General features: G+C 73.8%; 7 protein-coding genes. 1 reads left to right on the forward strand and 6 read right to left on the reverse strand.

Features of this window, described 5'->3' with window-relative positions; genetic code table 11:
• Nucleotides 1-48 precede the first annotated feature (48 nt).
• The 3 genes from C9F11_RS06630 to C9F11_RS06640 form a co-directional block, all read right to left on the reverse strand.
• Nucleotides 49-3,093 carry an SMC family ATPase gene (locus tag C9F11_RS06630; RefSeq protein ID WP_138958368.1) on the reverse strand — a complete coding sequence of 1,015 codons (3,045 nt, stop codon included), beginning with the start codon at nt 3,091-3,093 and terminating at the stop codon, nt 49-51.
• Nucleotides 3,090-4,256, reverse strand: coding sequence for an exonuclease SbcCD subunit D (locus C9F11_RS06635; protein WP_138958369.1), 1,167 nt, complete (start codon nt 4,254-4,256; stop codon nt 3,090-3,092). Before C9F11_RS06635 ends, C9F11_RS06630 begins: the two co-directional genes overlap by 4 nt.
• A gap of 208 nt (nt 4,257-4,464) precedes the next feature.
• Nucleotides 4,465-5,091: a YigZ family protein gene (locus C9F11_RS06640; protein ID WP_138958370.1), complete on the reverse strand. Its 627-nt coding sequence runs from the start codon at nt 5,089-5,091 to the stop codon at nt 4,465-4,467.
• 480 nt (nt 5,092-5,571) lie between these two features.
• Here C9F11_RS06640 and C9F11_RS06645 point away from each other — a divergent pair, with 480 nt between their 5' ends.
• Nucleotides 5,572-8,844 (forward strand): AfsR/SARP family transcriptional regulator, encoded by a 3,273-nt coding sequence (locus C9F11_RS06645; RefSeq protein WP_269078072.1) that lies wholly within the window; start codon nt 5,572-5,574, stop codon nt 8,842-8,844.
• A gap of 381 nt (nt 8,845-9,225) precedes the next feature.
• Here the strand turns inward: C9F11_RS06645 and C9F11_RS06650 are convergent, their stop codons facing one another.
• The 3 genes from C9F11_RS06650 to C9F11_RS06660 form a co-directional block, all read right to left on the reverse strand.
• Nucleotides 9,226-11,076: an AfsR/SARP family transcriptional regulator gene (locus tag C9F11_RS06650; RefSeq protein ID WP_138958371.1), complete on the reverse strand. Its 1,851-nt coding sequence runs from the start codon at nt 11,074-11,076 to the stop codon at nt 9,226-9,228.
• 183 nt (nt 11,077-11,259) lie between these two features.
• Nucleotides 11,260-14,196, reverse strand: coding sequence for an amino acid adenylation domain-containing protein (locus tag C9F11_RS06655; protein WP_138958372.1), 2,937 nt, complete (start codon nt 14,194-14,196; stop codon nt 11,260-11,262).
• A complete protein-coding gene (locus C9F11_RS06660) occupies nt 14,193-25,151 on the reverse strand; it encodes a non-ribosomal peptide synthetase (RefSeq protein ID WP_138958373.1) in 10,959 nt (3,652 codons plus the stop codon). Before C9F11_RS06660 ends, C9F11_RS06655 begins: the two co-directional genes overlap by 4 nt.
• Nucleotides 25,152-25,214 lie beyond the last annotated feature (63 nt).

Raw genomic sequence — 25,214 nt, forward strand, 5'->3', positions numbered from 1 at the left:
CCCGACCGCCGGCCCCGCCCGGCCGCTGCCCGCGCCCGGCAGGCGGCCTCACCCGGCGCCGCGCCGGCGCACCACCGATCCTTCGCGTCCCTTGAGGACCTCCAGCTGCGCGTGCACCCGGCGGCGCAGGTCCGCGACGTGGCTGACGATGCCGACGCTGCGGTCCCGCTCGCGCAGGGAGTCCAGGACGTCGAGGACCTCGTCGAGGGTCTGGTCGTCCAGGGTGCCGAAGCCCTCGTCGATGAAGAGGGTGTCCAGGCGGACGCCGCCCGCCTCGTCCGTGACGACGTCCGCGAGGCCGAGGGCGAGGGCGAGGGACGCGAAGAACGTCTCGCCGCCGGAGAGCGTCGAGGTGTCCCGCTCGCGGCCCGTCCAGGCGTCGACGACGTGCAGGCCGAGGCCGGAGCGGCCGCGGCCGGTGCGGTCGGCGGAGTGGACCAGGGTGTAGCGCCCCGAGGACATGCGGAGCAGCCGGGCGGTGGCCGCCGCGGCGACCTGTTCGAGGCGGGCGGCGAGGACGTAGGACTCCAGGCGCATCTTGCGTTCGTTGTCCGCCGAGGTGCCCGCGGCGAGCGTGGCGAGGCGGGTCACGCGGTCGTACTCCTCGCGCAGCGGCGCGATCCTGTGGGCCGCCGCGGCCGAGCGGGCGGAGAGCCGGTCGAGGTCGGCGCCGCGCCGGGCGGCGGCGTCGCAGGTGGACGCGGCGGCGCGCGCCCGCAGGTCCGCGGCCTCGGCGGCGGCTTCGGCGGCGGCGAGGGGCGCGGCCGGAAGCCGGGCCGCGGCGGCCGCGTCCGGCTCGGCGAGCAGCGCGCGGACCGCCGCCTCTTCCCGCTGCCAGGCGTCGACGCGGTGCTGGAGCTCCCGGTGCCGGGCGTCGTCGAGGAGTGCCGCGGCAGCGGCGGCCGGGGTGTCGAACCCGGCGCGGAAGGCGGCGTCGGCGAGGCGGGCGTCGGCGTCCTTCAGGCGCTGGGCGGTGTCGTCGGCGGTGCGCGCGGCGTCGGCCGCCTCGGTGAGGAGGGCGGTCCCGCGCTCCAGTTGGGCGGCGCGCTCGGCGACGCTGGCGCAGCCTCCGCGGGCGTGGGCCAGCTCGTCCGCCAGGGCGGTCCGCTCCCGCTCCAGGGCGTCGCGCAGCGCGGCGCGGGAGTCGACGCGGCGCGCGGCCTCCTGCTGGGCCGCGACCCTGCGGTCGTGCTCGCGCTCGGCCCGGGCGAGCGCCTCGCGCGCGGCGTGCAGGCCGGACGCGCGGTCGCGGGCGCTCCCGTGCTCCTGGCGCAACCGCGCCACGGCCGCGGCCAGTTCGGCCACGGGGGTGTCCGAGGCGGCGGCGGTGGCCGCGGCGAGCTCGGCGCGGACGTCGGCGTGCTCGCGCTCGGCGCGCTGAGCGGCCTCCTCGGCGCGCTGGTGGGCGGCGAGCGCGGCCTCCTCCGTGGCGCGGTCGACGTGTCCCTCGGCCCTGCGGGCGGGCGCGGGGTGCTCGGTGGCGCCGCACACGGCGCACGGGGCGCCGTCGCTGAGGTGCGCGGCGAGCTCGGCGGCGATGCCCGCGAGGCGCCGCTCCTTGAGGGTGAGCCAGTGCGCGTGGGCGCGGGCGGCGGCCTCGCGGGCGGTGACGGCGCGCTCCCTGGCCGCGGCGGCCGCCTCGGTGAGTCCGTCGCGGCGCCGGGCGGCGTCCAGTCGCTCCTGGTCGGCCTTGAGCTGACCGGCCAGGTGCTCGGTGCGGGTGGCCGCCTCCTGGGCGGCTTCGATGTCCTGCTGGAGGCGGGTGCGGGTGCCGTCCCAGTCGGCGAGCCAGCCCTCGGCCTCCTGGAGGAGGTCGTCGTCGGCCCGCTCCTGGCGGTCGAGGTCGGCGCGCTGCGCGGACAGTTCGCCCAGGCGGTGCTCGGCGCGGCGGGCCGACGCGAGTCCGCCGAGCTCCTCACTGGCCTTGCGGGCGGCGCTCGCGAGGCCTGCCGCCCCTTCGTCGGCGTACCTCGCGGGGAGGCGTCCGCGCGCGTGTGCCTCGGCGGCGGTGGCGCGCCGGTGGTCGGCGTCGATGTCCGCGCGCAGCGCGAGGGCGGGGGCGACGGCCTCCGCCTTGCGGCCCTGCTCCATGCGGGCGAGCACGCGCCGGTGGTCCTCCGCGTGCTCCTCCAGGCGGGCCGCCCGCTCCTCGGCGTCGGCGAACCTCCGCTGCAGCCGGGCCCGTTCGCGTACGTCGTCGAGCTCGGCGGCCGCGGCGGCGCGGGCGGACTCGGCGTGGGCGAGGGCGCAGCGCGCGACGGTGTGCCGCTCGCGGGCGCCGGAGCGGGCCACGGCGGCCCAGGCGAGGACGGCGTCGGCGAGCCCGGGGTCGCCGGGCTCGACGTCCGGCAGCGGCAGCTCGGCCCCGGCGTCGCCGGGCGCGGCGCCCGCCGCCTGCTGCATGCGGTGGGCGTCCGCGAGGAGGTCCGCGTCGGCCTCGCGGACCTGGGCCTCGGCGGCGCGGCGCCGCTCGGCGAGGCGCTGCTCGACAGCGGCGAACCTGCGGGTGTCGAAGAGCCTCCCGAGGAGCTTGCCGCGGGCCTCCGCGTCCGCCCGCAGGAAGCGCGCGAAGTCGCCCTGCGGCAACAGCACGACCTGGCAGAACTGCTCCTTGCTCATGCCGAGCAGCTGGGTGATCTCCTCGCCGATCTCCTGGTGGGAGCGGCTGAGGTCCTTCCAGGTCCCGGTGGCGGCGGCCGCGGCCGGGTCGTCCTTGCCGGGGACGTGCTCCCGCAGCCAGCTCTGCGCCTTGTCCGTCGTGGTGCCCGTGCCCCGCTTCTTCGGGCGCTCCCACGGGGGCTGCCGGGTGATCTCCAGGCGGCGTCCGGCCACGGTCAGTTCGAGACGCACCTCCGTGCGGGCGTCCGGGCGCGCGTGGTCGCTGCGCAGGGTGACGCCCTGGCCGCTGCCCTGGCGGGGTCCCGGGACGGAGCCGTACAGGGCGTAGCACACGGCGTCCAGGACGGAGGTCTTTCCGGCGCCCGTCGGGCCGTGCAGCAGGAAGAGCCCGGCGGCGGACAGCTCGTCGAAGTCGATATCCTGGGTGGTGCCGAAGGGGCCGAAGGCGGTGATCCGCAGCCGGTGCAGCCTCATCCGGCCACCTCGCGCAGCACGTCGTCGGCGCGTACGGCGTCGAACGCGTCCCGCAGCACGGTCCGCTCCCGGTCGTCGGGGCCCGCGCCGCGCACATGGGTCACGAAGTCCTCCGCGATCTGCTGGTCGGTGCGGTCCTTGAGGCGCCGCGCGTACGACACACCGGGTTCCTCGGGGGCGCGGGCCGGGTCGAAGACGAGGCTGAGGGTGTGCGGGAAGCGCTCGCAGAGGCGGGCCATCGGCTCGTCCGGACGCACGGGGTCGGTGAGGGTCGCCTCGATCCAGGCGTCCTCGTGCCGGGCGAGGTCCGGGTCGGCGAGGAGGTCCTGGAGGTCGCCCCTGACGCGGGCGAGGGGCCGGGGCACCGGGCAGTCGACGCGCTCGGCGGTGCTCAGCCCGCCCGCCGCGTCGAGCTCGACGAGCCACATGCTCTTGCGGTGGTCGGCCTCGGAGAAGGAGTACGCCAGCGGGGAGCCGCTGTAGCGGACGCGCTCGTCGATGATCTGGCTGCCGTGCAGATGGCCGAGGGCCACGTAGTCGACGCCCGCGAAGACGGCGGAGGGCACGGAGGCGACGCCGCCGACGGTGATGTCCCGCTCGCTGTCGCTGATCTCGCCGCCGGTCACGAAGGCGTGGGCGAGGACGACGGAGCGGGTGCCTGCGGGCCGGGCGGCCAGGTCGGCCCGCACCCGGTCCATGGCGGCGCCGAGCACCGCCTCGTGTCCGGCGCGCTCGACGCCGAACTCGTCCTTCACGAGGGCGGGCTCCAGATACGGCAGGCCGTAGAAGGCCACGTCCCCGTGGGCGTCGGCGAGCACCACGGGCTCGCCGACGCCGGCCGGGTCGGTGCGCAGATGGATGCCCGCACGGTCGATGAGTCCGGCGCCGACGCCGAGGCGCCGCGCCGAGTCGTGGTTCCCGGAGATCATGACCGTGGGCACGCCGAGGTCGGCGAGGCGGTGCAGGGCGTCGTCGAACAGCTCGACGGCGGCGAGCGGGGGCACCGCCCGGTCGTACACGTCTCCCGACACGACGACGGCGTCCACCGCGTGCTCGCGGATGGTGGCGACGAGATGGCCGACGAACGCGGCCTGCGCGTCGAGCATGCTCACCCGGTGCAGGGCCCGGCCGAGATGCCAGTCGGAAGTGTGCAGCAGCCTCATGGCTCCCGAGACTAACGGCCGGGTCTGACATCACGGGCACCCCCACAGGTCCCCCCGAGCACACCGCACGCCCCTCCGGGGCACGATGCCCCGCCCCTTCGGGCCACCGCCCCGGTACGGGCAGCGCCCCGAAGGGGCGCGGGGAACCGCGCGCCCGGCCACGACGTGGCGGCAGACGGCGACGGCCGACCCCGCGGAGCCCGGCCGGTCAGGCGTCCCCGTAGGCCTCGCCGCCCAGTTCGAACCCGGCGCTGCCCGCCGTCGCGTCGGCCAGCCAGGCGCGGAACCGCTCGACGTCGGCCTCCGGGAGGCCGATCTCGATGGTCACCGCTTCGCCGTAGCCGACGTCGCGCACCTCGCGGCCCGCCGCGCGCAGGTCGTTCTGCAGCTTGCCCGCGCGCTGGTGGTCGACGGTGACGGTGGCCAGGCGGAAGCGGCGCCGGGTGCGGGTGCCGAGCGCGTCCAGGGCCTCGCCGACGGCGCCGCCGTAGGCCCTGATGAGCCCGCCCGCGCCGAGCTTGACCCCGCCGTAGTCGCGGGTGACGACGGCCACCACGTACCGCATGTCGCGGCGCAGCAGCATCTGGAGCATGGGCACGCCCGCCGTGCCGCCCGGCTCGCCGTCGTCGCTCGCCTTCTGTACGGAGGCGTCCGCTCCGATGACGTACGCGAAGCAGTTGTGCGTGGCGGTGGGGTGTTCCCTGCGGACGCGGGCGACGAAGTCCTGGGCCTCCCGCTCGGTGGCGGCGGGTGCGAGCGCGCACAGGAAGCGCGAGCGGTTGATCTCGGTCTCGTGCACGCCCTCACGGGCCACGGTGCGGTACTCGTCCGGCATCCGCCCAGCGTATGCCCCCTGTCGGGCGGTCCGGACGGGTGCCCACGGCAACGCGGCGGACCGGTGCGCCTGCTTGCCGCCCTCGGACGGCCCTGGGTACTTTCGCGGCGGTTCACAGGGCCGTCGCGATTAGTCGACGTCCGTAGTCGGTGTTACCGCAGTTCTTACTCACAAGTACCACAACGACATTACCGCGCAGTATTTATAGGATTCAGGCAGCGAGAATCCGGAACCCTACCAGCAGGAACCACGACAGTTACCGGTGCGTCTATTGAGGGGCATTCACAACCGGGGATCACACCACGGTGAAAAATCGATGAGCGGTACGGAATTGCGGCTTCCATTTATGGTTCCGATGCATGATTCCTCCGCACCGATGCGTAAGGTGTAACACTCAAGTGCTCTGGTCAGGGACACCAGGGCCCCGGAGGAGATATGGGGCACCGATTCAGATTCAAGATTCTCGGCCCGCTCTCTGTCATGTCCGGCTCCGGCCAGGTACACGTGGGAGGCCCCCGGCACCGCACCATCCTCGCGTCCTTGCTGCTCAACACGGACCGGATCGTGTCGGTCGACACGCTCGTCGACACGGTGTGGGACGGCCGCCCACCGGCCACCGCACGCACTCAGGTGTCCATCTGCATCGCGGCGCTGCGCAAAGCATTCAAGGCTGCTGGATTCACGGACCAGGTCATCGTGACGGCGCACCCGGGATATCTGTTGCGCATCGGCGAGCACGAGGTGGACGCCATCGAGTTCCAGCAGCTCGTGACCTCGGCCGAGGAAGCCGTCAGGACTGACCGATTAACGGACGCCGCCCATGCGTACACCCGGGCGCTCGGCCTTTGGGAAGGCCCGGCATTGACGGGTGTGACGGGCCGCGCCGTCGAGGACGAGGCCCGGCGTCTGGACGAGCTGAAGCTCAGCGTGTTCGAGGACGCCGCCGACGTACGGCTGCGTCTGGGCCAGCATCACCGGGTCATTCCGGAGCTGGCCGCGACCGTCCGCGCCCACCCGCTGCGCGAGCGCGCCCTGCACCTGCTGATCACCGCCCAGTACCGCTCGGGCCACCGCGCCGAGGCCATGGAGAGCTATCGGCAGGGGCGCAAGCGCTTCATCGACGAGCTCGGTCTCGAACCGGGGCCCGCCCTCAAGGAGCTGCACCGCTTCATCCTCCAGGACGACCGCGAGCGCGACCCCGGCACCGGGGACGGCGCGGGCACCGACCCGCCCGCCGCCGTGGCGCTCCCGCACGATCCGCCCTTCGAACTGCCCACGGACGCCCCCGGGTTCACCGGCCGCGCCCGCGAACTGGAACAGCTCGGCGTGCTCCTCGACCGCGGCGCCGACGTGCGCGGGCCGACGGTCGGGCTGATCAGCGGGCTCGCGGGCGTGGGCAAGACCTGTCTCGCGGTGCGGTGGGCGCGCGGGGTCGCCGACCGGTTCCCCGACGGCGTGCTCTTCGCCGATCTGCACGGCTACGACGAGCGCCACGAGCCGACGGCCGCCGCCGGGGTCCTCGGCGGCTTCCTGCGCTCCCTCGGCTTCGCGGGCGTCCAGATCCCGCAGGCCCCCGAGGAGCGGGAGGCGATGTACCGCAGCGCGCTCGCCGACCGGCGCGTCCTCGTGGTCCTCGACAACGCCCGTACGTACGCGCAGATCCAGCCCCTGCTGCCGAGCAGCGAGGGCTGCAGCGCCCTCGTCACCAGCCGCGACCAGCTCGCCGAGTTCGTGGCCTGGCCGCCGCGGGCGCGCGTGCACCTCAACCGGCTGGCCCCGGCCGAGGCGGTGGAGCTGGTCGACCGCGTCGTCGGCTCCCAGCGCGTCGCCGCCGAGCCCGCCGCCGTGGCCCGGCTCGTGGAGCTGTGCGACCTGCTGCCCCTCGCGCTGCGGATCGCCGCCGCGCGGCTCGCCGCCAAGCCGCACTGGACCGTGACCCACCTGGTGTCCCGGCTCAGCGACGAGGAGCGGCGCCTGGACGAGCTGAGCCAGGGCACCTCGCGCATCCGGGCGAGCTTCGGGATCAGCTACCGCTGCCTGTCCGCCGACGCCGCCCGGCTCTACCGCGGCCTCGGCCTCCTCGACGTCCACGACTTCGCGCCCTGGGTGGCGGCGGCGCTGCTCGACACGGACCAGTTCACCGCGGAGCGGCTCATCGAGCAGCTCGTCGACGCCCAGTTCCTCACCGCTCTGGGACCGGACGCCGCCGGGCAGCCCCGGTACCACTCCCCCAGCCTGCTGCGCATCTTCGCGCGCGAGCGGGCCCACGGGGAGGACGCCGAGGAACAGGGGCGCGCCGCCGTCGTCCGGGTCCTCCAGGCTGCGCTCGGCCTGGCCGAGCAGGCCCACCGGCGGCTCTACGGCGGCGACTTCAGCATCATCCACAGCGCCGCGCCGCGCTGCGCACCGCCCGAAGCCCTGGCCGCCGAGCTGCTCGCGAGACCGCTGGAGTGGCTGGAGGCGGAGCGGCTGTCCCTGGTACGTCTCGTCGGGCAGGCCGCGGGGGCCGGCCTCGACGAGCTGGCCTGGGACCTCACCCTGTGCTCGGTGGTCCTCTTCGAGACCCGCAACTACGTCGACGACTGGCGCCAGTGCGCCCAGCAGGCCCTGACCGCCACCCGCGCCGCGGGCAACATCCGCGGCCAGGGCGCCATGCTCTACGCCCTGGGCGCCCTGGAGATGCGCCTGCGCCGGTTCGCGGGCGCCGACGCGGGCTTCGCCGCGGCGCTGGCGCTGCACGAGCTCGCGGGCGAGGAGCACGGCCGCGCCCTGGTCCTGCGCAGCATGGCGATGATCGACCAGATGCGGGGTGCGGCGGACTCCGCGATGGACCGCAGCGTGGCCGCCCTGGAGGTGTTCCGCGCGGTGGGCGACCTGTCGTCACAGGCCCATGTGCTCAACAACATGGCGCAGATCGAGCTCGACCGCGGCCATCTGGCCCAGGCCCGCAAGCTCAGCCTCCGGTCGGTGCGGATCTCGTCGGGCATCAGCCCGGGAGGCGCCCGCAGCACGGCGCAGGGCACGCACCGCCTGGCCCGCGTCTATCTGGCGGAAGGGCGCTACGACCTGGCCGAGAGCGCTCTCCTGCGCATGATCCGCATCACCCGGGCAAGCTCCGACCTGCTCGGTCTCGCCCATGGCCTCCTCGGCCTCGGCGAGGCCCGGCTCGGCCGCGGCGACTGGGAACAGGCCCGCGCCACGCTCCTGCACGCGCTCGACATCGTGGCCACGGTGCACAGCCCGCTGGTCCTGGGGAAGATCAAGCTGGCCCTCGGGGCGGCCTGCGGCATGGGCGGCCAGGACGACCGCGCCCGGGAGTACCTGCGGGCGGCCCGCGACTGCTTCCTGCGCGTGGGCGTAGACGACTGGGTCAAGCGCGCCGACGAGGCGCTGGCCGCGCTGCGCACGGCGGGGGCGCAGCGGCGCGCCGAGGGCCAGGCGCACCTGGGCGAGGCCGCCCGGCGCCTGACGGTGCCCCGGGCCCGCGCGCCCTGGGACCGCACGGCCGCCGAGCGCGCCGTCTGGAACCCCACGGCGGCGCGGGCCCGGGCCGGGCACGCGCCCGCGGAGCACGGCGACCACGAGGAGGACGGCGCCGAACCCGGGCCCGAACGCGGCGGTCCGCGCCGGATCCACCCCGAGCAGCAGGGCGCGGACCGCGAACTCGGCAAGGCCACCGCCCTCGGCCTGGCGCCCGGCGGTCCCGGCGGCGGGCCCCCGCACGAGGGGCCGCGCGAGCACCGCGATGGCTGAGCTGGGGCGATATCGCGGCGCGGGCACGGCGGAAGGCGGATCGATAGGGGACCGAAGTCCCCGTCTCCTACTGTCGGCCGCGCGGGGCCGCTCGCCTCACCGACGCGGCCCCGCACCGCCGTGGACCCCCACGGCACCCCGTACGCCGCCGTGGCGCCCCGCGGTGTCCCGCGAGGCGCCACGACCAGCATCGTTCCCGTCAGTTCCCGTCGTTCCCTTCAGTTCCCGTCGTTCTCTTCAGCTCTCGTCGTTCGTGGAAGGAATGCGATGCACAGCAGGCGCACCACACCGGGCGGCGATACCGCCCCCCTCAAGGGCCGGGTCGTCGCCGGGCCCCTGGAGCCCGGCGACGACGAGGACTGGCACGCGGTCCCGCACCGGTCAGGTCCGCGCGGGCTCGGCTCTCGCGCTCCCGAGTGACTGGCTGAACAGCAGCACCAGTTCGTGGAAGCGGTACAGGGGCCGCCCCAGGCGGTCCACGCCGCAGATGTCCAGGAGGGCGGCGTCCACCAGGCGCTCCAGGCGCCGCTCCGCCGTCGACTCCGGCTCGGCGAGGCAGCGCGCGGCGGTCTCGGCCCGGAACGGCTCCGTGCCGAGGCTCGCCAGGCACATCAGCGTACGGCCGGTGTGCCGGGGCAGCTGCCGCAGTGAGGTGAGCAGCGCTCCGCGCACGTCCAGGCCGCCGTACGACAGTTCGCGCAGCCGCGTCGACGGCTCCGCGAGGCGGTTCGCGAGCCACGCGGCGGGCCAGCGGGGCCGGGCGGCGAGGCGGCTGCCGACGACGCGCAGCGCCAGCGGCAGGCCGCCGCAGCGGGCGAGCAGCGCCTGGGTGGCCGCCGGGTCGGCGAGGAGCTGGGCGCGGCCCGCCACGCTGACGAGCAGGTCGAGCGCGGCGTCGTCCTCCAGGGGGGCGAGCACCGTGGTGCGGGCCTGGGTGACGCGCGGCAGCCGGGCCCGGCTGGTGATGAGGACCGTCGCCTCGGGCGAGCCCGGCACCAGGGGCTCCAGCTGGCCGCTGTCGACCGCGCCGTCGAGGACGACGAGCAGCCGCTTGCCCGCGGTGCGGATGCGGTAGAGGCGGATCAGCTCGTCGAGGCAGGTGCGGTCGTCGTAGGAGCCGTCCGTGCCGCCCACGCCGCCGGTGGTGTCCGCGAGCTCCGGTACCGCGCCGAGCGCCCGGAGCAGCATCGTGAGGACGTCGCGCACGCTGCGGGGCGTGCCGTCGGCCGTGGTCAGCTCGGCGAAGAGCTGGCCGTCGGGGTAGTGCCGGGCGGCGGCGTGCGCGGCCCGGACGGCGAGCGCCGTCTTGCCGACGCCCGCCATGCCGGTGACGAGCAGGCCGCGCGGCCCGCCGCCGTCCGGGTCGGGCGTCAACTGCTTCTGCATGGACGCCAGTTCGTCCTCCCGGCCGATGAGTTCCTCGACGTCCGCGGGGAGCATCGAGGGCCGGGGCGCGTCGTCGTAGGCGTCGGCGCCCGATCCGCCGCCGGCGGCGCCGGGGCCGAGCTTGCCGACGAGGACCGCGTGGTAGGTCGAGCCGAGCGTCTCCCCCGGGTCGATGCCCAGCTGGTCCGCGAGGACGTCGCGGCCCTCGTGGTAGCTGCGCAGCGCCTCGGCCTGCCGTCCGCACCGGTACAGGGCGGTCATCAGCTGGGCGCGCAGCTTCTCGCGCAGCGGGTACTCCGCGACCAGGCCGGTGAGTTCGGCGGTCAGCCGCTCGTGCCTGCCGAGCGCGAGGTCGGCCTCGATGCGCCGCTCCAGGACGTGCATCCTGGCTTCCTCCAGGCGGGGCAGCTCGGCTTCGGCGAGATGGTCGGTCACGCCGGAGATGCCGGTGCCGCGCCAGAGGCCGAGGGCCTGGCCGAGCAGGGCGGACGCCTCGCGGTTGCGGCCCGCGGCCAGTTCGGCGCGGCCCCGCTCGGCGAGCCGCTCGAACTCGATGAGGTCGACCGTGCTGCGGGGCGCGCGCAGCGCGTACCCCGGCGGGCGCCGCTCGATGGCGACCTCGTCACCGAGCAGCTTCCGCAGCCGCGACATGTACGTGTAGATCTGCGCGCCGGACGTGGCCGGCGGCTCCCACCCCCACAGCAGGGTGCTCATGCGCGCGTCGGACACCACGCGCCCCCGCGCGAGCAACAGCGCCGCGAGCACCGTAGGTACTTTGGATCCGGTCAGGGCGACTCTTTCGGCGCCCCTTACTGCTTCCACCGGGCCGAGGACTCGAAAGTCCATCTCGGCACCCCCCGTCTTCAGGCGAACACTTGCTGGGCCTGACGCTACGAAGTGCCGTTATCCACGGCTTATTCGGCGGACAACAACCTTTAAACCTCACGCACCGCATACGGCTGAATACATACCTTCAGTCGTAGGGGCGTTGTTGCCGGATCCTGCTGTTCCCGTGCCGCGGGGGGCCGTTCAGTCGCCCGCGAGCCGTGCGGTGATGTCCCGGCCGAGGCCGGCCGCGACGGCTTTGTGTACCTCTTTGCCCAGGTCGGAGTTTGTCATCACGACGCATCCGGCGCCGGACCGCAGCCGCAGGGAGGTCAGTGCCCGATAGCCGGGCGTCTGTCCGCCGTGGCCGAACTCCACGTCTCCCAGGGAGCCGTCGATGACCGTACCGAGGCCGTAGAAGCTCCCCGGGAAGGCTTCCGTGAGCATCGCGTCGGCGAGCGGTCCCGGCAGCAGGTCGCCGAGGCCGTTGCGGGTCCTGCGCAGCGCGCCGGCGAACTGGGCGAGGTCGGCGGGCGTGCTCCACAGCCCGGTGCCGGCCCGCGCGGGGCGGCAGCGGTGGCCGCCGTGCAGCGCCTCTCCGTGCCGGTCGTGTCCCGCGGCGAGGTCGGCGGCGGTGCCCGTGGCGAAGGAGCTGTCCCGCATGCCGAGCTCCCGGAACACCAGCTCGTCGACGAGCTTGCCGAGCTCCTGGCCCGTCACGTCGGTCAACACCTGCTCAACAAAAGCCCATTGGCTGCCCGCCTTGCGGAACACCGATCCCGGCTCGGCCTCCGCCTCGACGTCGTCGAGGACGTCGGACAGCGTGGGCATGGCCTCGTCGGGGTGCCACCAGGTGGCCGGGGCCGAGGACAGGCCCGCGGTGTTCGACAAGCAGTGCCGCAGGGTGACCCGGCCGCCGCCGGGCAGCCGCGGCACGGTCCGCCCGGTCAGATACGCGTCGAGCGGTTCGTCCAGGGTGAGCGGCCCGTCGGCGACGAGGCGCAGCGCGGCGAACGCGATGACGTGCTTGCTGATCGACCCGGCCTGGAAGCGGGTGCGCAGCGTGACGGGCGCGCCGGTGTCCATGGACCGTACGCCGTGCACGTGCAGGGCCGTGACCTCCCCGTCCCGCAGGACGGCGACGGCCGCGCCGGGGATGCCGTGCGCCGCCATCACGGCTTCCACGTCGGGCGCGGGCGTGCCGCCGGTCACCGGCGCACCGGCCCGTGACCGGCCGCCGGGGCCGTCGTCCGCCGCGGTGCCCGCGCCGTCCTCCGCCGCGCGGGCGCCGTGGGTTTCCTGGGGGTGGCCGTCATCGTCTTCTGCTCCGTAGGTAGCGGGGGTTCCGTCGATCGCGGCCCCGAGGTCGGCGATGGTCACGCTGTCCAGGAGCATCCGCAGGGTCACGGTGAGGCCCGCTCGCCGCCCGGCGGCGAGGACGTGCACGATGCGCATGGAGTCGACCCCGAGGTCGGCGAGCCGGTCGTGCGCGCCGACGCCGGGGACGCCGAGCACCTCGGCGCACACGTCGGCGAGCAGCCGCTCGGTCGGGGTCCGGGGCGCCTGGTAGGCGCGGTCGGCGACGAGCGCCGTGCGCTGGGGCGCGGGCAGGGCGGCGCGGTCGACCTTGCCCGCGGCGTTGAGGGGCAGCCGGTCGAGCAGTACGAAGCCCGTGGGCACCATGTACCCGGGAAGCCGCGCGGCGAGGTGGCGGCGCAGCTCGTCCTGCCCGGCCTCGGCGGCTTCGGGGCCGCCGGGCCCGGTGGTCCCGGCGCGGCCGCCGGACGGCACGACGTACGCGACCAGCCAGGGTTCGCCCTGGCCGTCCTCGCGGGCGACGACGACGGCCGAGCCGACGCCGGGGTGGGTGACCAGCTGCTCCTCGATCTCGCCGAGTTCGACGCGGTAGCCGCGGATCTTCACCTGGTGGTCGGCGCGGCCCAGGTACTCCAGTTCACCGTCGGCACGGAAGCGCACCCAGTCGCCGGTGCGGTACATCCGCGATCCCGGCGGCCCGCCGAGCTCCTCCGGCAGGAAGCGGCCCGCGGTCAGACCGGGGCGGCCCACATAGCCGCGGGCCACGCCCGCGCCCGCCAGGTACAGCTCGCCGATGACGCCGACCGGCACGGGCTGGAGCGCGGCGTCGAGCACGTACGCGCGGGTGTTGTGGATCGGCCGTCCGACCGGCATGTCCGGCGGGTCCGCGGGCACTTCCCAGCCGGTGGACCAGACGGTCGTCTCGGTCGGCCCGTACAGGTTGGCGAGGCGGTCCACGTGGCCGCGCAGTTCGCGGCCCAGTGACGGCGGGCACGCCTCGCCCGTGGTCACCGCCGTGAGGGGGCGGTCCGCGAATCCGGCGGCGAGCAGCAGTTTCCAGCCCGCGGGGGTGGCCTGGAGGTGGGTGACGCCGTGGGTGTCGATCAGGTCGAGCTGGGCGAGCGCGTCGCCCAGGCCGCTGTCGTCCACGAGCACCACGGAGCCGCCGGTGATCAGCGGCAGGTACAGCTCGGCGTACGAGATGTCGAAGGACACCGACGTCGCCGCGAGCCACACGTGGTCCGGTGCCGCGTCGAACCGCGCCCGCATCGAGAAGAGCAGGTTGAGCAGCGAGCCGTGGGCGATCTGCACGCCCTTGGGCCGCCCGGTCGAGCCGGAGGTGAACAGCGTGTAGGCGAGGCCGTCGGGCGGCGGCGGGCCCGCCGGGGCGGCGGGGGCGGGGCCCGGCGCGGTGCCGGGCCGCTCGCTGATCCGCCCCTGGTCGCGGTCCAGGTCGAGGAGTTCGCCGCCGTACGCGTCGCCGAGCAGCCCGGCCAGGGTGCGCTGGGTGACGACGAGCCGGGCGCCCGCCGTGTCCAGCATGTAGGCCAGGCGCTCGGTGGGCAGGGCCGCGTCGAGGGCCAGCTGGGAGCCGCCCGCCTTCCAGATGCCGAGCAGCACCGGGAGCAGCCAGGGGCCGCGCTCCAGGAGCACGCCCACCACGGACTCCGGGCCGACGCCCGCGGCGCGCAGCTCGTGCGCGACGCGGTTGGCGCGGGTGTCCAGTTCACGGTAGGTCAGGACGGTCGATCCCGCCCGTACGGCGATCGCGTCCGGGGAGGCCGCGGCCGTCGCCTCGAACACGTCGTGCACGCGCCTGCTCATTCCCACTCCATGTCGGTGTCGTTCCAGTCCTGGAGAAGCCGCGCGCGTTCGGTGTCCGTGAGGACCGCCGCGCGGGCGTCGCCGTCCGCGTCGGCCGCCATGGCCTCGAGGACGGTCCGGTACATCCCGGCGAGGCGTTCCGCGTTGGCGCGGTTGAGGCCGGTGCTCACGGCGCGCAGCACGAGCCTGCCGGGGACGTTGGCGATCGACATCGTGAACTCGTTGGAGCTGTCGCCCGCGCCTGCCCGGACGTCCACGGAGCCGGTGTCGACCTGGTGGAAGTCCTGGTAGCGGAACATGATGTCGAACAGCCGCCCGCCGCCCGCGAGGCGCTGCACGGCCGGCAGCGGATACCGCCGGTGGCGGTACACCTCGGCCTCGCGGTCGAACACCTGCCGCACGAGGTCGCGCCAGGTGTCGGCGGTGCGGTCGTGGGCGAACGGCAGCGTGTTCAGGAACATGCCGTACACCCGCTCGGCGCCCGGGACTTCGGGGCGCGCGCTGTACAGGACGCCGGTGTGGAAGGCGTCCTCGTTGGTGACCGAGCCGAGCACCTTCAGGTGCGCGGCCAGCAGGACGGCCTTGAAGGACGTGCCGGTCTCCGTGGCGAGCGCGCGCAGCGCGGGCTCGATGTCACGGAACTCCACCGACAGCTTGAAGTCCTCCCGTTCGGCGGTCACGCCGTCGCCCCACTCGGGCGGCAGCGCGCACGGCGCGTGGCCGTCGACGACGAGCCGCCAGTAGTCCCGGTCCTGCGTGGAGTCCAGCGCCGCGAGTTCGGCGGCGACGAAGTCCGCGTACCGCACCGGCATCGGTTCCTCCGGCTCCGGTTCGGCGCCCTCGGCGAACGCGCGGTACGCGTTCAGCACCTCCATCAGGAGCGACTGCTGGCTCCAGCCCTCCGTGATGGCGTGGCAGTGCGTGAAGCCGAGGTGCCACGCCTCGTCGGACTCGACGAGCGCGGAGATCCGCAGGAGCGGCGGGCGCGAGACGTCGAACAGCTCGGCGCGTTCCCGCGCGATGTGTGCGCGCCGCCCTTCCTCGAACTCCTCGGGCGTCGTCCCGCGCAGATCGTGCACGGCGACCGTGGTGTCGGCCTCCTGGTGCACGAGTTGCAGGGGCATTTCGTACGTTTCCAGCGCGAAGGACGTCCGCAGCATCTCGTGCCGCGCGAGGACCGTCCGTGCGGCCCGGGTGAGCGCGTCGGCGTCGAACGGCCTGCCGTCCTTGATCCGGAACGTGGACGTGTTGTGGTACTTGTTCAGGCCGTCGTCGGAGAGCATTTCCAGGAGCATGCCGAGCTGGACCTGGGAGAGCGGGTAGGCGTCGGCGACGCCTGCGGGCAGGGCCTCGCGCACGCTCTGCGGTACGAGTGCGAACGGCTTGATGCCTTCCGGTTCGGGGGCGCTGCCGCCGGTTCCGAGCGCGGCGGCGAGACCCGCCACCGTCCGGTGCCGGAACACATCGCCCACGCCCGCTTCGAAGCCCTGCGCCCGCAACGCGCCCACCAAGGCGATCGCCTTGATCGAGTGCCCGCCGAGGTCGAAGAAGCTCTCCTCCACACCGACCTTCTCCAGGCCCAGGACCTGCCCCCACACCTCGGCGATCCGCGCCTCGGCGTCGGAGCGCGGGGCGACATAGGTGTCGGCCACCGCCGCCGTCGCCTCGGGCAGGGCCCGCCGGTCGACCTTCCCGTTGGCCGTGAGCGGGATGGTCTCCAGCTCCACGAACACCGACGGCACCATGTACTCCGGCAGGACCTCACCGAGGGACTCGGCGAGCCCCTCGCTGTCCCCGACCACATAGCCGATGAGTCGCTGGTCGTCGGAGACGAGGACGGCGGCATCGGACACCGAGGCCTGGGCGACCAGCGCGGCACGGATCTCGCCCAGCTCGATGCGGTAGCCCCGGATCTTCACCTGGTCGTCGATGCGGCCCAGGAAGTCCACCGCACCATCGGCCCGCCACCGGACCAGGTCACCGGTCCGATACAGACGCTCACCCGGCCCCCCGAACGGATCCGGAACGAACCGCTCAGCAGTCAGCCCAGGACGCCCGGCGTAACCGCGCGCGACACCCGCGCCTCCGACGTACAGCTCCCCCACGACCCCTACGGGTACGGGCTGGTGCTGTGCGTCGAGCACCCTCATGACCATGTTGGGGAGCGGCCGTCCGATGGGCACGACTCCGGTGAACTCCTCCTCCAGCGGGAACACGCACGTCCCCACGGTCGCCTCGGTCGGACCGTACTCGTTGATGACCTGACCATCACCGAGCAACTGCCGCCACCGCTCCACCAGCTGACCCGGCAGCGCCTCACCGGCCACCACCACACGAGAAACGAGCGACTGAATCTCAGCATCACCCAACTGACCATCCAGCACTTCGAGATGACCAGGCGTCAGCTTGATGAACGCGAACGGACCCGCCGCCACCAACGCATCACCCAGCTCCGTCAACTCACCACCAAACAGCCACACCCGCTGCCCCGCCACCAACGGCGCCCACACATTCGGCACCACCAGATCGAACGCCACCGACGAGAACACCGGCGCACCACCCGAACCAGCAGCCGCCAGCTCCCGCTCCGCCCACTCCACATGATTCGCCAAACCCCGGTGCGTAACCTCCACACCCTTGGGCCGACCCGTCGAACCCGACGTGAACACCGTGTACGCCACAGCATCCAGATCGACCACGACCTCAGGCGCCCGCGCCGGATACGCCGACAGGTCCTCAGCCGTCAGCACCGTCGGTACGCCAGTGAACCTGTCGACATACGCGGCCGACGTCACGGCAGCCGTAACGCCGCCGTCCGCCACCATCGCCGCGATCCGCTCGGAGGGAAGTACCGGATCCATCGGCACATAACCCGCACCCGCACGCCACACACCCAACAACGCCACCATCAGCTCGACGGACCGGTCAAGGAGCACCGCCACCGACGAACCCACACCGACCCCGTCGACACGCAGACGATGAGCCAGACGATTCGCCGCCGCATCCAACTCCGCGTACGACAGCCGCTGTTCACCACACTCGACGGCCACAGCATCCGGAACACGAGCCACCTGCCGCGCCACCAACTCCGGCACCGACACCCCCGACACCACCGCGGCCGACTCCGAACCACCCCACGCACGCAGCACGCGCTCGCGCTCGCCGTCCGGGAGGAGGGTCGTCTCGGCGTCGCCGTCGGCGTCCGCGGCGATCGCTTCGAGGGCCGCGCGGTACATGGCGGCGAGGCGCGTGAGGTTCGCCCGGGTGACGGCGCTCGGGTCGACCGTGAGGAGCAGGCCGCTGGCGCGGGCCGCCACGGCGAGGCCGAACTCGGTGGCTCCCTCGCCCATGCCGGAGTCGGCGTCGACGATGTCGCTGTCCGTCTGGGCGTCGCTCAGGTCGAGGTAGCTGAAGCGGACGTGCAGCAGGCGGGAGCCGTCGCCCAGTTCGCGCTGCATCACCGGCATCGGGAAGCGCCGGTGCGGCCAGAGGGCACCCTCCTGCTCGAAGACCTGGCCGATGAGCTCGCGCCAGGTGCGGGCGCCGCGGCGGTGGGCGAACGGCACGGTGTTGAGGTACATGCCGTAGACCCGTTCGGCGCCCACCGCTTCGGGGCGGCCGCTGCACACCAGGCCGGTGCTGAAGGCGTCCTCCGGCGTGAGCTGGCTCATCACCTTCAGGTGCGCGGCGTGCAGCACGGCCTTGAGCGAGGTGCCGGTCTCGCTGGCGCGGGCGCGCAGCGTCGGCGCCAGGTCGTCGAGCGGGACGCGCAGCGTGTGCGCGTCGCGTCCGGCGGCCTGCGGGTCGCCCAGGGCGGACGGCAGCTCGAACGTGCCGTGGCCGTCGATGACGTCACGCCAGTAGGCGCGGTCCTCCTCGGAGGCGAGGGAGGCGATCTCGGCGGCCACGAAGTCGGCGTACCGCACGTCGGGGGTGTCCGCCCGGGGAAGCTCCCCGTCGGCGCGCAGTGTCAGATAGCCCTCGACGATCTCGCTCAGCAGCGAGCGGTGGCTCCAGCCCTCGGTGATCGGGTGGCAGACGCTGACCGACAGCCACCAGGCCTCGTCGGACTCGACGAGCGCGGAGATCCGCAGGAGCGGCGCGCGGTCGAGGGCGAACGGCAGGGCGCGCTCGCTGACGATGTGCTCACGGCGGAAGGTCTCCTGCTCGTCCGCGTTCCGGTCGCGCAGATCGTGGACGGTGACCGGCAGTTCGGCGGCCGCGTGGATCAGTTGCAGCGGTGTCGAGTAGCCCTCCAGGTCGAAGGAGGCGCGCAGCATCTCGTGGCGTTCGACGACGGCGCGGCCCGCCGAGGCGAGCGCGGCGCGGTCGAAGGGGCGGCCGTCCTTGATCCGGAAGGTGGTGGTGTTGTGGTACCTGTTGCGGCCGTCGTCGGCCAGCATCTCCACCAGCATGCCGAGCTGGACCTGTGCCAGCGGGAACGCGTCGACGAGTCCGTCGGGCAGCCGATCCCGGTCGTCCGGGTCGAGCAGCGCGAACGGCTTGATGCCTTCCGGTTCGGGGGCGCTGCCGGTGCCGAGCGCGGCGGCGAGACCCGCCACCGTCCGGTGCCGGAACACATCGCCCACACCCGCTTCGAAGCCCTGCGCCCGCAGCGCTCCGACCAGGGCGATGGCCTTGATGGAATGCCCGCCGAGGTCGAAGAAGCTCTCCTCCACACCGACCTTCTCCAGGCCCAGGACCTGCCCCCACACCTCGGCGATCCGCGCCTCGGTCTCCGTACGCGGGGCGACATGGGCGTCCGTGTCGGTCGCGCCGGGGTCGGGCAGGGCCCTGCGGTCGGCCTTGCCGTTGGCCGTGAGCGGGATGGTCTCCAGCTCCACGAACACCGACGGCACCATGTACTCCGGCAGGACCTCGCCGAGGGACTCGGCGAGCCCCTCGCTGTCCCCGACCACATAGCCGATGAGTCGCTGGTCGTCGGAGACGAGGACGGCGGCATCGGACACCGAGGCCTGCGCGACCAGCGCGGCACGGATCTCGCCCAGCTCGATGCGGTAGCCCCGGATCTTCACCTGGTCGTCGATGCGGCCCAGGAAGTCCACCGCACCATCGGCCCGCCACCGGGCCAGGTCACCGGTCCGATACAGACGCTCACCCGGCCCCCCGAACGGATCCGGAACGAACCGCTCAGCGGTCAGCCCAGGACGCCCGGCATATCCGCGTGCGACGCCCATGCCACCGACGAACAGCTCTCCGGTCACACCGACGGGGACCGGTCGCATCCCGCCGTCGAGCACGCGCATCACCATGTTGGGGAGGGGCCGTCCGATGGGCACGACTCCGGTGAACTCCTCCTCCAGCGGGAACACGCAGGTCCCCACGGTCGCCTCGGTCGGACCGTACTCGTTGATGACCTGACCATCACCGAGCAACTGCCGCCACCGCTCGACCAGCTGACCCGGCAGCGCCTCACCGGCCACCACCACACGAGAAACGAGCGACTGGATCTCAGCATCACCCAACTGACCATCCAGCACTTCGAGATGACCAGGCGTCAGCTTGATGAACGCGAACGGACCAGCCGCCACCAACGCATCACCCAGCTCCGTCAACTCACCACCAAACAGCCACACCCGCTGCCCCGCCACCAACGGCGCCCACACATTCGGCACCACCAGATCGAACGCCACCGACGAGAACACCGGCGCACCACCCGAACCAGCAGCCGCCAGCTCCCGCTCCGCCCACTCCACATGATTCGCCAAACCCCGATGCGTAACCTCCACACCCTTGGGCCGACCCGTCGAACCCGACGTGAACACCGTGTACGCCACAGCATCCAGATCGACCACGACCTCAGGCGCCCGCGCCGGATACGCCGACAGATCCTCAGCCGTCAGCACCACCGGCACATCAACGAAACGATCCGCATACTCCGCCGACGTCACCGCGGCCGAAACGCCACCGTCCGCCACCATCGCCGCGATCCGCTCGGAGGGAAGTACCGGATCCATCGGCACATAACCCGCACCCGCACGCCACACACCCAACAACGCCACCATCAGCTCAACCGAACGATCAAGCAGCACCGCCACCGACGAACCCACACCCACACCATCCGCACGCAGACGATGAGCCAGACGATTCGCCGCCACATCCAACTCCGCGTACGACAGCCGCCGCTCACCACACTCAACAGCCACAGCATCCGGAACACGAGCCACCTGCCGCGCCACCAACTCCGGCACCGACACCCCCGACACCACCGCGGCCGACTCCGCACCGCCCCACGCACGCAGCACGCGCTCGCGCTCGCCGCCGGGCAGGTAGTCGTGGAGGGCGTCGCCGTCCGCGTCGGCGGCCATCGCTTCCAGGACCGCGCGGTACATGGCCGCGAGGCGGTCGACGCCGGCGCGGGACATCACGTGGTTCTGGGCGGTGATGACCATGAATCCGGCCCGGGTGGACACGCCGAGCGGGAACTCGGTGGGGCTGTCGTCGATGGTGGCCGGGTAGTCGATGACGTCCTGGTCGACCTGGCGGAAGTTCTGGTAGCTGAAGCGGACGTCGACCAGGCGCCCGGCGGCCCCGCTGTCGCGCTGCATGGCGCCGAGCGGGTAGCGGCGGTGCGGCCACAGCTCGATCTCCTGGTCGAAGACCTGCTGGACGAGGTCGCGCCAGGTGCGGGCGCCGCGGCGGAAGGGGAACGGGAGGGGGTTGAGGTAGACGCCGTGGACGCGGTCGGCGCCGACGGCCTCGGGGCGGGCGTTGGTCACCAGGCCCGTGCGCAGGGTCGCCTCGGGCGTGAGCTGGCTCATCACCTTCAGGTGCGCCGCGTGCAGGACGCTCTTGATCGGCACCTTCGCCGTGGCGGCGAGGGCGCGCAGGCCCTGCTCCACGTCGTGGTAGGGCACCCAGGCCCGGTGCAGTCCGCGCGGGGTGGTGGCGGGGTCGTCGCCCCAGCCCGCGGGCGGGTCGAACTTGGCGTGGCCGTCGATGATCCGCCGCCAGTAGTCGCGGTCCTCCTCGGAGGCGAGGGCCGTCAGCTCGGCCGCGACGAAGTCGGCGTAGCGCACGGCGGCCGGTTCCGGCTCGGCGGGCGGGACGCCGTCGCGCAGCGCGCGGTAGGTGGCGACTAGCTCCATCAGGAGCGAGTGGTGGCTCCAGCCCTCCAGGACCGCGTGGCACTCGGTGAGGGTGAGCCACCAGCTGCCGTCGTCGCGGGTGTGGCCGGTGAAGCGGACCAGCGGCGCCGCGGTGAGGTCGAAGAGCTCGGTCCGCTCGGCGGCCATGAACTGCCGCAGGTCGAGGTCGAGTTCCTCGGTGTCGAGCGCCCGTACGTCGCGGACGGCGACCGGGGAGTGGACCTCGCCGGGGGCGTGGACGAGCTGGAGGGGGACGGAGTAGCCCTCCAGGGCGAAGGAGGTGCGCAGGATCTCGTGGCGGCCGAGGACGGTCCGCACGGCCCGGTCGAGGGCGCCCGGGTCGAGGGGCCGGTCGTCGAGGATCCGGAAGCAGGTCGAGTTGTGGTAGTGGTTGCGGCCGTCGTCGGCGAGCATCTCGACGACCATGCCGAGCTGGACCTGCGCCAGCGGGTAGGCGTCCACGACGCCGGACGGCAGCTTCGCCCGGTCCTCGGCGGACAGGAGCGCGAAGGGCTCGACGCCGGGCTCGGGCGCTGCGGGCGCCGGGCGGCCGGTGAGGAACTCGACGAGTTCGGCGGGGGTGCGGTGCGCGAAGACGTCGCGGACCGTCACGTCGTACGCGGCTTCGCGCAGGGCCCCGACGAGGGCCACGGCGCGCAGGGAGTCGCCGCCGAGGTCGAAGAAGTTGTCCTCCACGCCGACCTGGTCGACGCCGAGCACGTCGCGCCAGACGCCCGTCATCTCCTCCTCGGCCGCGGTGCGGGGCGCGACGTGCGCGCGCTCCACGGCGAGGGCCCCGCGGTCGGGTGCGGGCAGCGCGGCCTGGTCGAGCTTGCCGTTGACGGTCAGCGGGATCTTCGCGATGACGAGGAACGCGCTGGGCACCATGTACGCGGGCAGCGCCCGGGCCAGGAGGGCGCGCAGCTCGCTGGGCGCGGCGACGGCGTCGCTGGTGGGCACGGTGTAGGCGACCAGGCGCCGGTCGCCCGGCGTGTCCTCACGGACCACGACGACGGCGTCCCGCACCCGGGGGTGCCCGGCGAGGAGGGCCTTGATCTCGCCGAGTTCGATGCGGTGGCCGCGGATCTTGACCTGGTGGTCGATGCGGCCGAGGTAGTCGAGGGTGCCGTCGGGGCGGTAGCGGGCGAGGTCGCCGCTGCGGTAGAGACGGGAGCCGGGCGGCCCGTACGGGTCGGGCACGAAGCGCTCGGCGGTCAGGCGCGGGCGGCCGAGGTACATGCGGGCGACGCCGGGGCCGCCGACGTGGATCTCGCCGGGCACGCCGACGGGCACGAGCTCGCCCTGCGCGTCGCGGAGCTGCACCCTGAGGTCGGGCAGCGGCACGCCCACCGGGTTGCCCGCGTCGGAGGCGATGTCGGCCTCGGTGACGCGGTGGTAGGTGGTGTGCACGGTGGTCTCGGTGATGCCGTACATGTTGATGAGCTGGGTGCGGTCCAGGTCGCGCCGGGCCGTCCAGGGGGCGAGGCCGGGCACGTCGAGGCGCTCGCCGCCGAACGTGACGACGCGCAGGGCGAGTTCGTCGATCAGCGGATGCCCGTCACCGGCCAGGGAGACCAGGCTGCGGAACGCGGACGGCGTCTGGTTCAGGACGGTGACGCGCTGCTCGGCGAGCAGGGCGAGGAAGTCCTCCGGGGAGCGCGCGGTCTCCGCGTCCACGACGACGAGCCGCCCGCCGTACAGCAGGGCGCCCCACATCTCCCACACCGACATGTCGAAGGCGTACGAGTGGAAGAGCGTCCAGGTGTCGCGGTCGTCGAAGCCGTAGTACCGCTCGGTGCTCGTGAACAGGCGCAGGACGTTGGCGTGCGTCAGGCCCACGCCCTTGGGGCGGCCGGTGGAGCCGGAGGTGTAGATGGTGTAGATCAGGTCGTCGGGGGTGACGCCGGAGTCCGGGTTCGTGTCGGGCGCGGCCGCGAGGGCGGCTGTGTCCTCGTCGTTCTCGTCGCCGTCGAGGACGACGAGCCGTCCCGTGTGCGCGCCGCGCAGATGCTCGGCGCGCGCCCGCGAGGTCAGGACGATCTCGGCGCCCGCGTCCTTGAGGGTGTACGCGATGCGGTCGGCGGGGTGCTCCGGGTCGAGCGGCAGATAGCCGGCGCCGGACTTGAGCACGCCGATGAGGGCGGGCAGCAGGTCGACGCCGCGGTCGAGGCTGATGCCCACCAGGTCGTCGACTCCGGCGCCCAGCCGGCGCAGGTGGTGGGCGATGCGGTTGGCGCGGGCGTTGAGTTCCCCGTACGTCAGGCGCTGCGCGCCGCACACCAGGGCGACGGCGTCCGGGGCCGCCGCGGCCCGCTCCTCGAAGACCTCGTGGGCGCAGGCGGCGGGCGCCGGGAGCGTCTCGGCGGGCGGCACGAGCACGGCCAGGTCGGCGGTGTCGAGCAGCTCCAGGCGGGACAGCGGCAGGCCGGGGGCTTCGGCGGCGGCTTCGAGGAGGCGCACGTAGTGGCGGGCCAGGCGTTCGGCCGTGGCCCTGTCGTACAGGGCGGTGCTGAACTCCAGGGTGCCGCGCACGCCGCCGTCGGGGCGCTCGCCGAGCTGGAGGGTGAGGTCGAAGCGGGAGACGCGGCTGGTGGCGCGCAGCGGCTCGGCTGCGACGCCGGGCAGCCGGAAGGAGCCGGTGCGCTCCTGGTGCAGGGTGAAGGCGACCTGGCACAGCGGGGTGCGGGACAGGTCGCGCTCCGGCTGGAGGTCGTCGACGAGCCGGGCGAAGGGCACTTCCTGGTGGTCGAAGGCGTCCAGGGTGGTGGCGCGGGCCTGCTCGACGAGGTCGGTGAAGGCCGGGTCGCCGCTCCACCGGCCGCGCAGCACCAGGGTGTTGATGCCGTAGCCGATGAGCTGCTCCAGCTCGGGTCTGCCGCGCCCGGACACGACGGTGCCGACGGGGACGTCGGTGCGGCCGGTGTAGCGGGAGAGCAGCGCCTGGTAGCCCGCGAGCAGGGTGTGGAAGAGCGTGGCGCCACGGCCGGTGCCGAGGTCGCGCAGGCGGGCGGTCAGCTCCGGCGAGAGCGCGACGGGCACCGCGTCGCCGTCCCAGGAGCGGGTCGCGGGGCGCGGCCGGTCGGTGGGCACCTCCAGGGCCGTGAGCCCCTCCAGCTGGGTGCGCCAGTACGCGAGGTGCCGGTCGAGCGCGCCGTCGGCGAGCCGGGAGCGCTGCCAGGCGGCGTAGTCGGCGTACTGCACCGGCAGCGGAGCGAGCGGCGACGGCTGCCCGGCGGCGAACGCCTCGTACAGGGCGGAGAGTTCGCCGAGGAACTGGCCGACGGACCACTCGTCGCACGCCACGTGGTGGAAGACGACGACGAGGATGTGGTCCTCGGCGGCGACGCGGACGAGGCGGGCCCGCACCGGGCCGCCGCGCTCCAGGTCGAAGGGCCTGCCGGGCTCGGCCTCGGCGAGCGCGAGGGCGCGCCGCTCGCGCTCGGCGGGGTCGCCGAACGCGCTGACGTCGTCGGTGGGCAGGTCGAACAGGCCCGGCTCGTCGATGACCTGGACGGGCTCGGTGCCGTCCAGGCGGTAGCGGGTGCGCAGGATCTCGTGCCGGGCCACGACCGCCGTCAGGCCGCGGCACAGCACGTCCGGGTCCAGGGGACCGCGCAGGCGCAGCGCCACCGGGACGCTGTACTCCCAGCTGTCCGGGTCGAGGCGGCTGAGGAACCACATCTGCTGCTGACCGTGGGAGAGGGCGAGGGGGCCCTCGCGGTCGGCACGGGCCACCGCGGCGCGCCGTCCGCCGCGGGCTCCGGCGAGCCTGGCGCGCACCAGCTCCTCGCGCTTGTCCTGGGCCGCACCGGCCCCTTGGCCCGTCCGATTTCCGCCAGTGCTCATGCTGAGCGCTCCTCCCGACCTTTCACGTGATGCGTCCGTGCGTTGCCGCGAACCTGCTGGGTG

It is taken from the genome of Streptomyces sp. YIM 121038 (assembly GCF_006088715.1).
In the GTDB taxonomy this organism is placed as follows: Bacteria; Actinomycetota; Actinomycetes; order Streptomycetales; family Streptomycetaceae; genus Streptomyces.

Coding starts and splice junctions, on each gene's coding strand:
- C9F11_RS06630 (WP_138958368.1), bottom strand. CDS start 3,093: ATGAGGCTGCACCGGCTGCGGATCACCGCCTTCGGCCCCTTCGGCACC.
- C9F11_RS06660 (WP_138958373.1), bottom strand. CDS start 25,151: ATGAGCACTGGCGGAAATCGGACGGGCCAAGGGGCCGGTGCGGCCCAG.
- C9F11_RS06640 (WP_138958370.1), bottom strand. CDS start 5,091: ATGCCGGACGAGTACCGCACCGTGGCCCGTGAGGGCGTGCACGAGACC.
- C9F11_RS06650 (WP_138958371.1), bottom strand. CDS start 11,076: ATGGACTTTCGAGTCCTCGGCCCGGTGGAAGCAGTAAGGGGCGCCGAA.
- C9F11_RS06635 (WP_138958369.1), bottom strand. CDS start 4,256: ATGAGGCTGCTGCACACTTCCGACTGGCATCTCGGCCGGGCCCTGCAC.
- C9F11_RS06645 (WP_269078072.1), top strand. CDS start 5,572: ATGTCCGGCTCCGGCCAGGTACACGTGGGAGGCCCCCGGCACCGCACC.
- C9F11_RS06655 (WP_138958372.1), bottom strand. CDS start 14,196: ATGAGCAGGCGCGTGCACGACGTGTTCGAGGCGACGGCCGCGGCCTCC.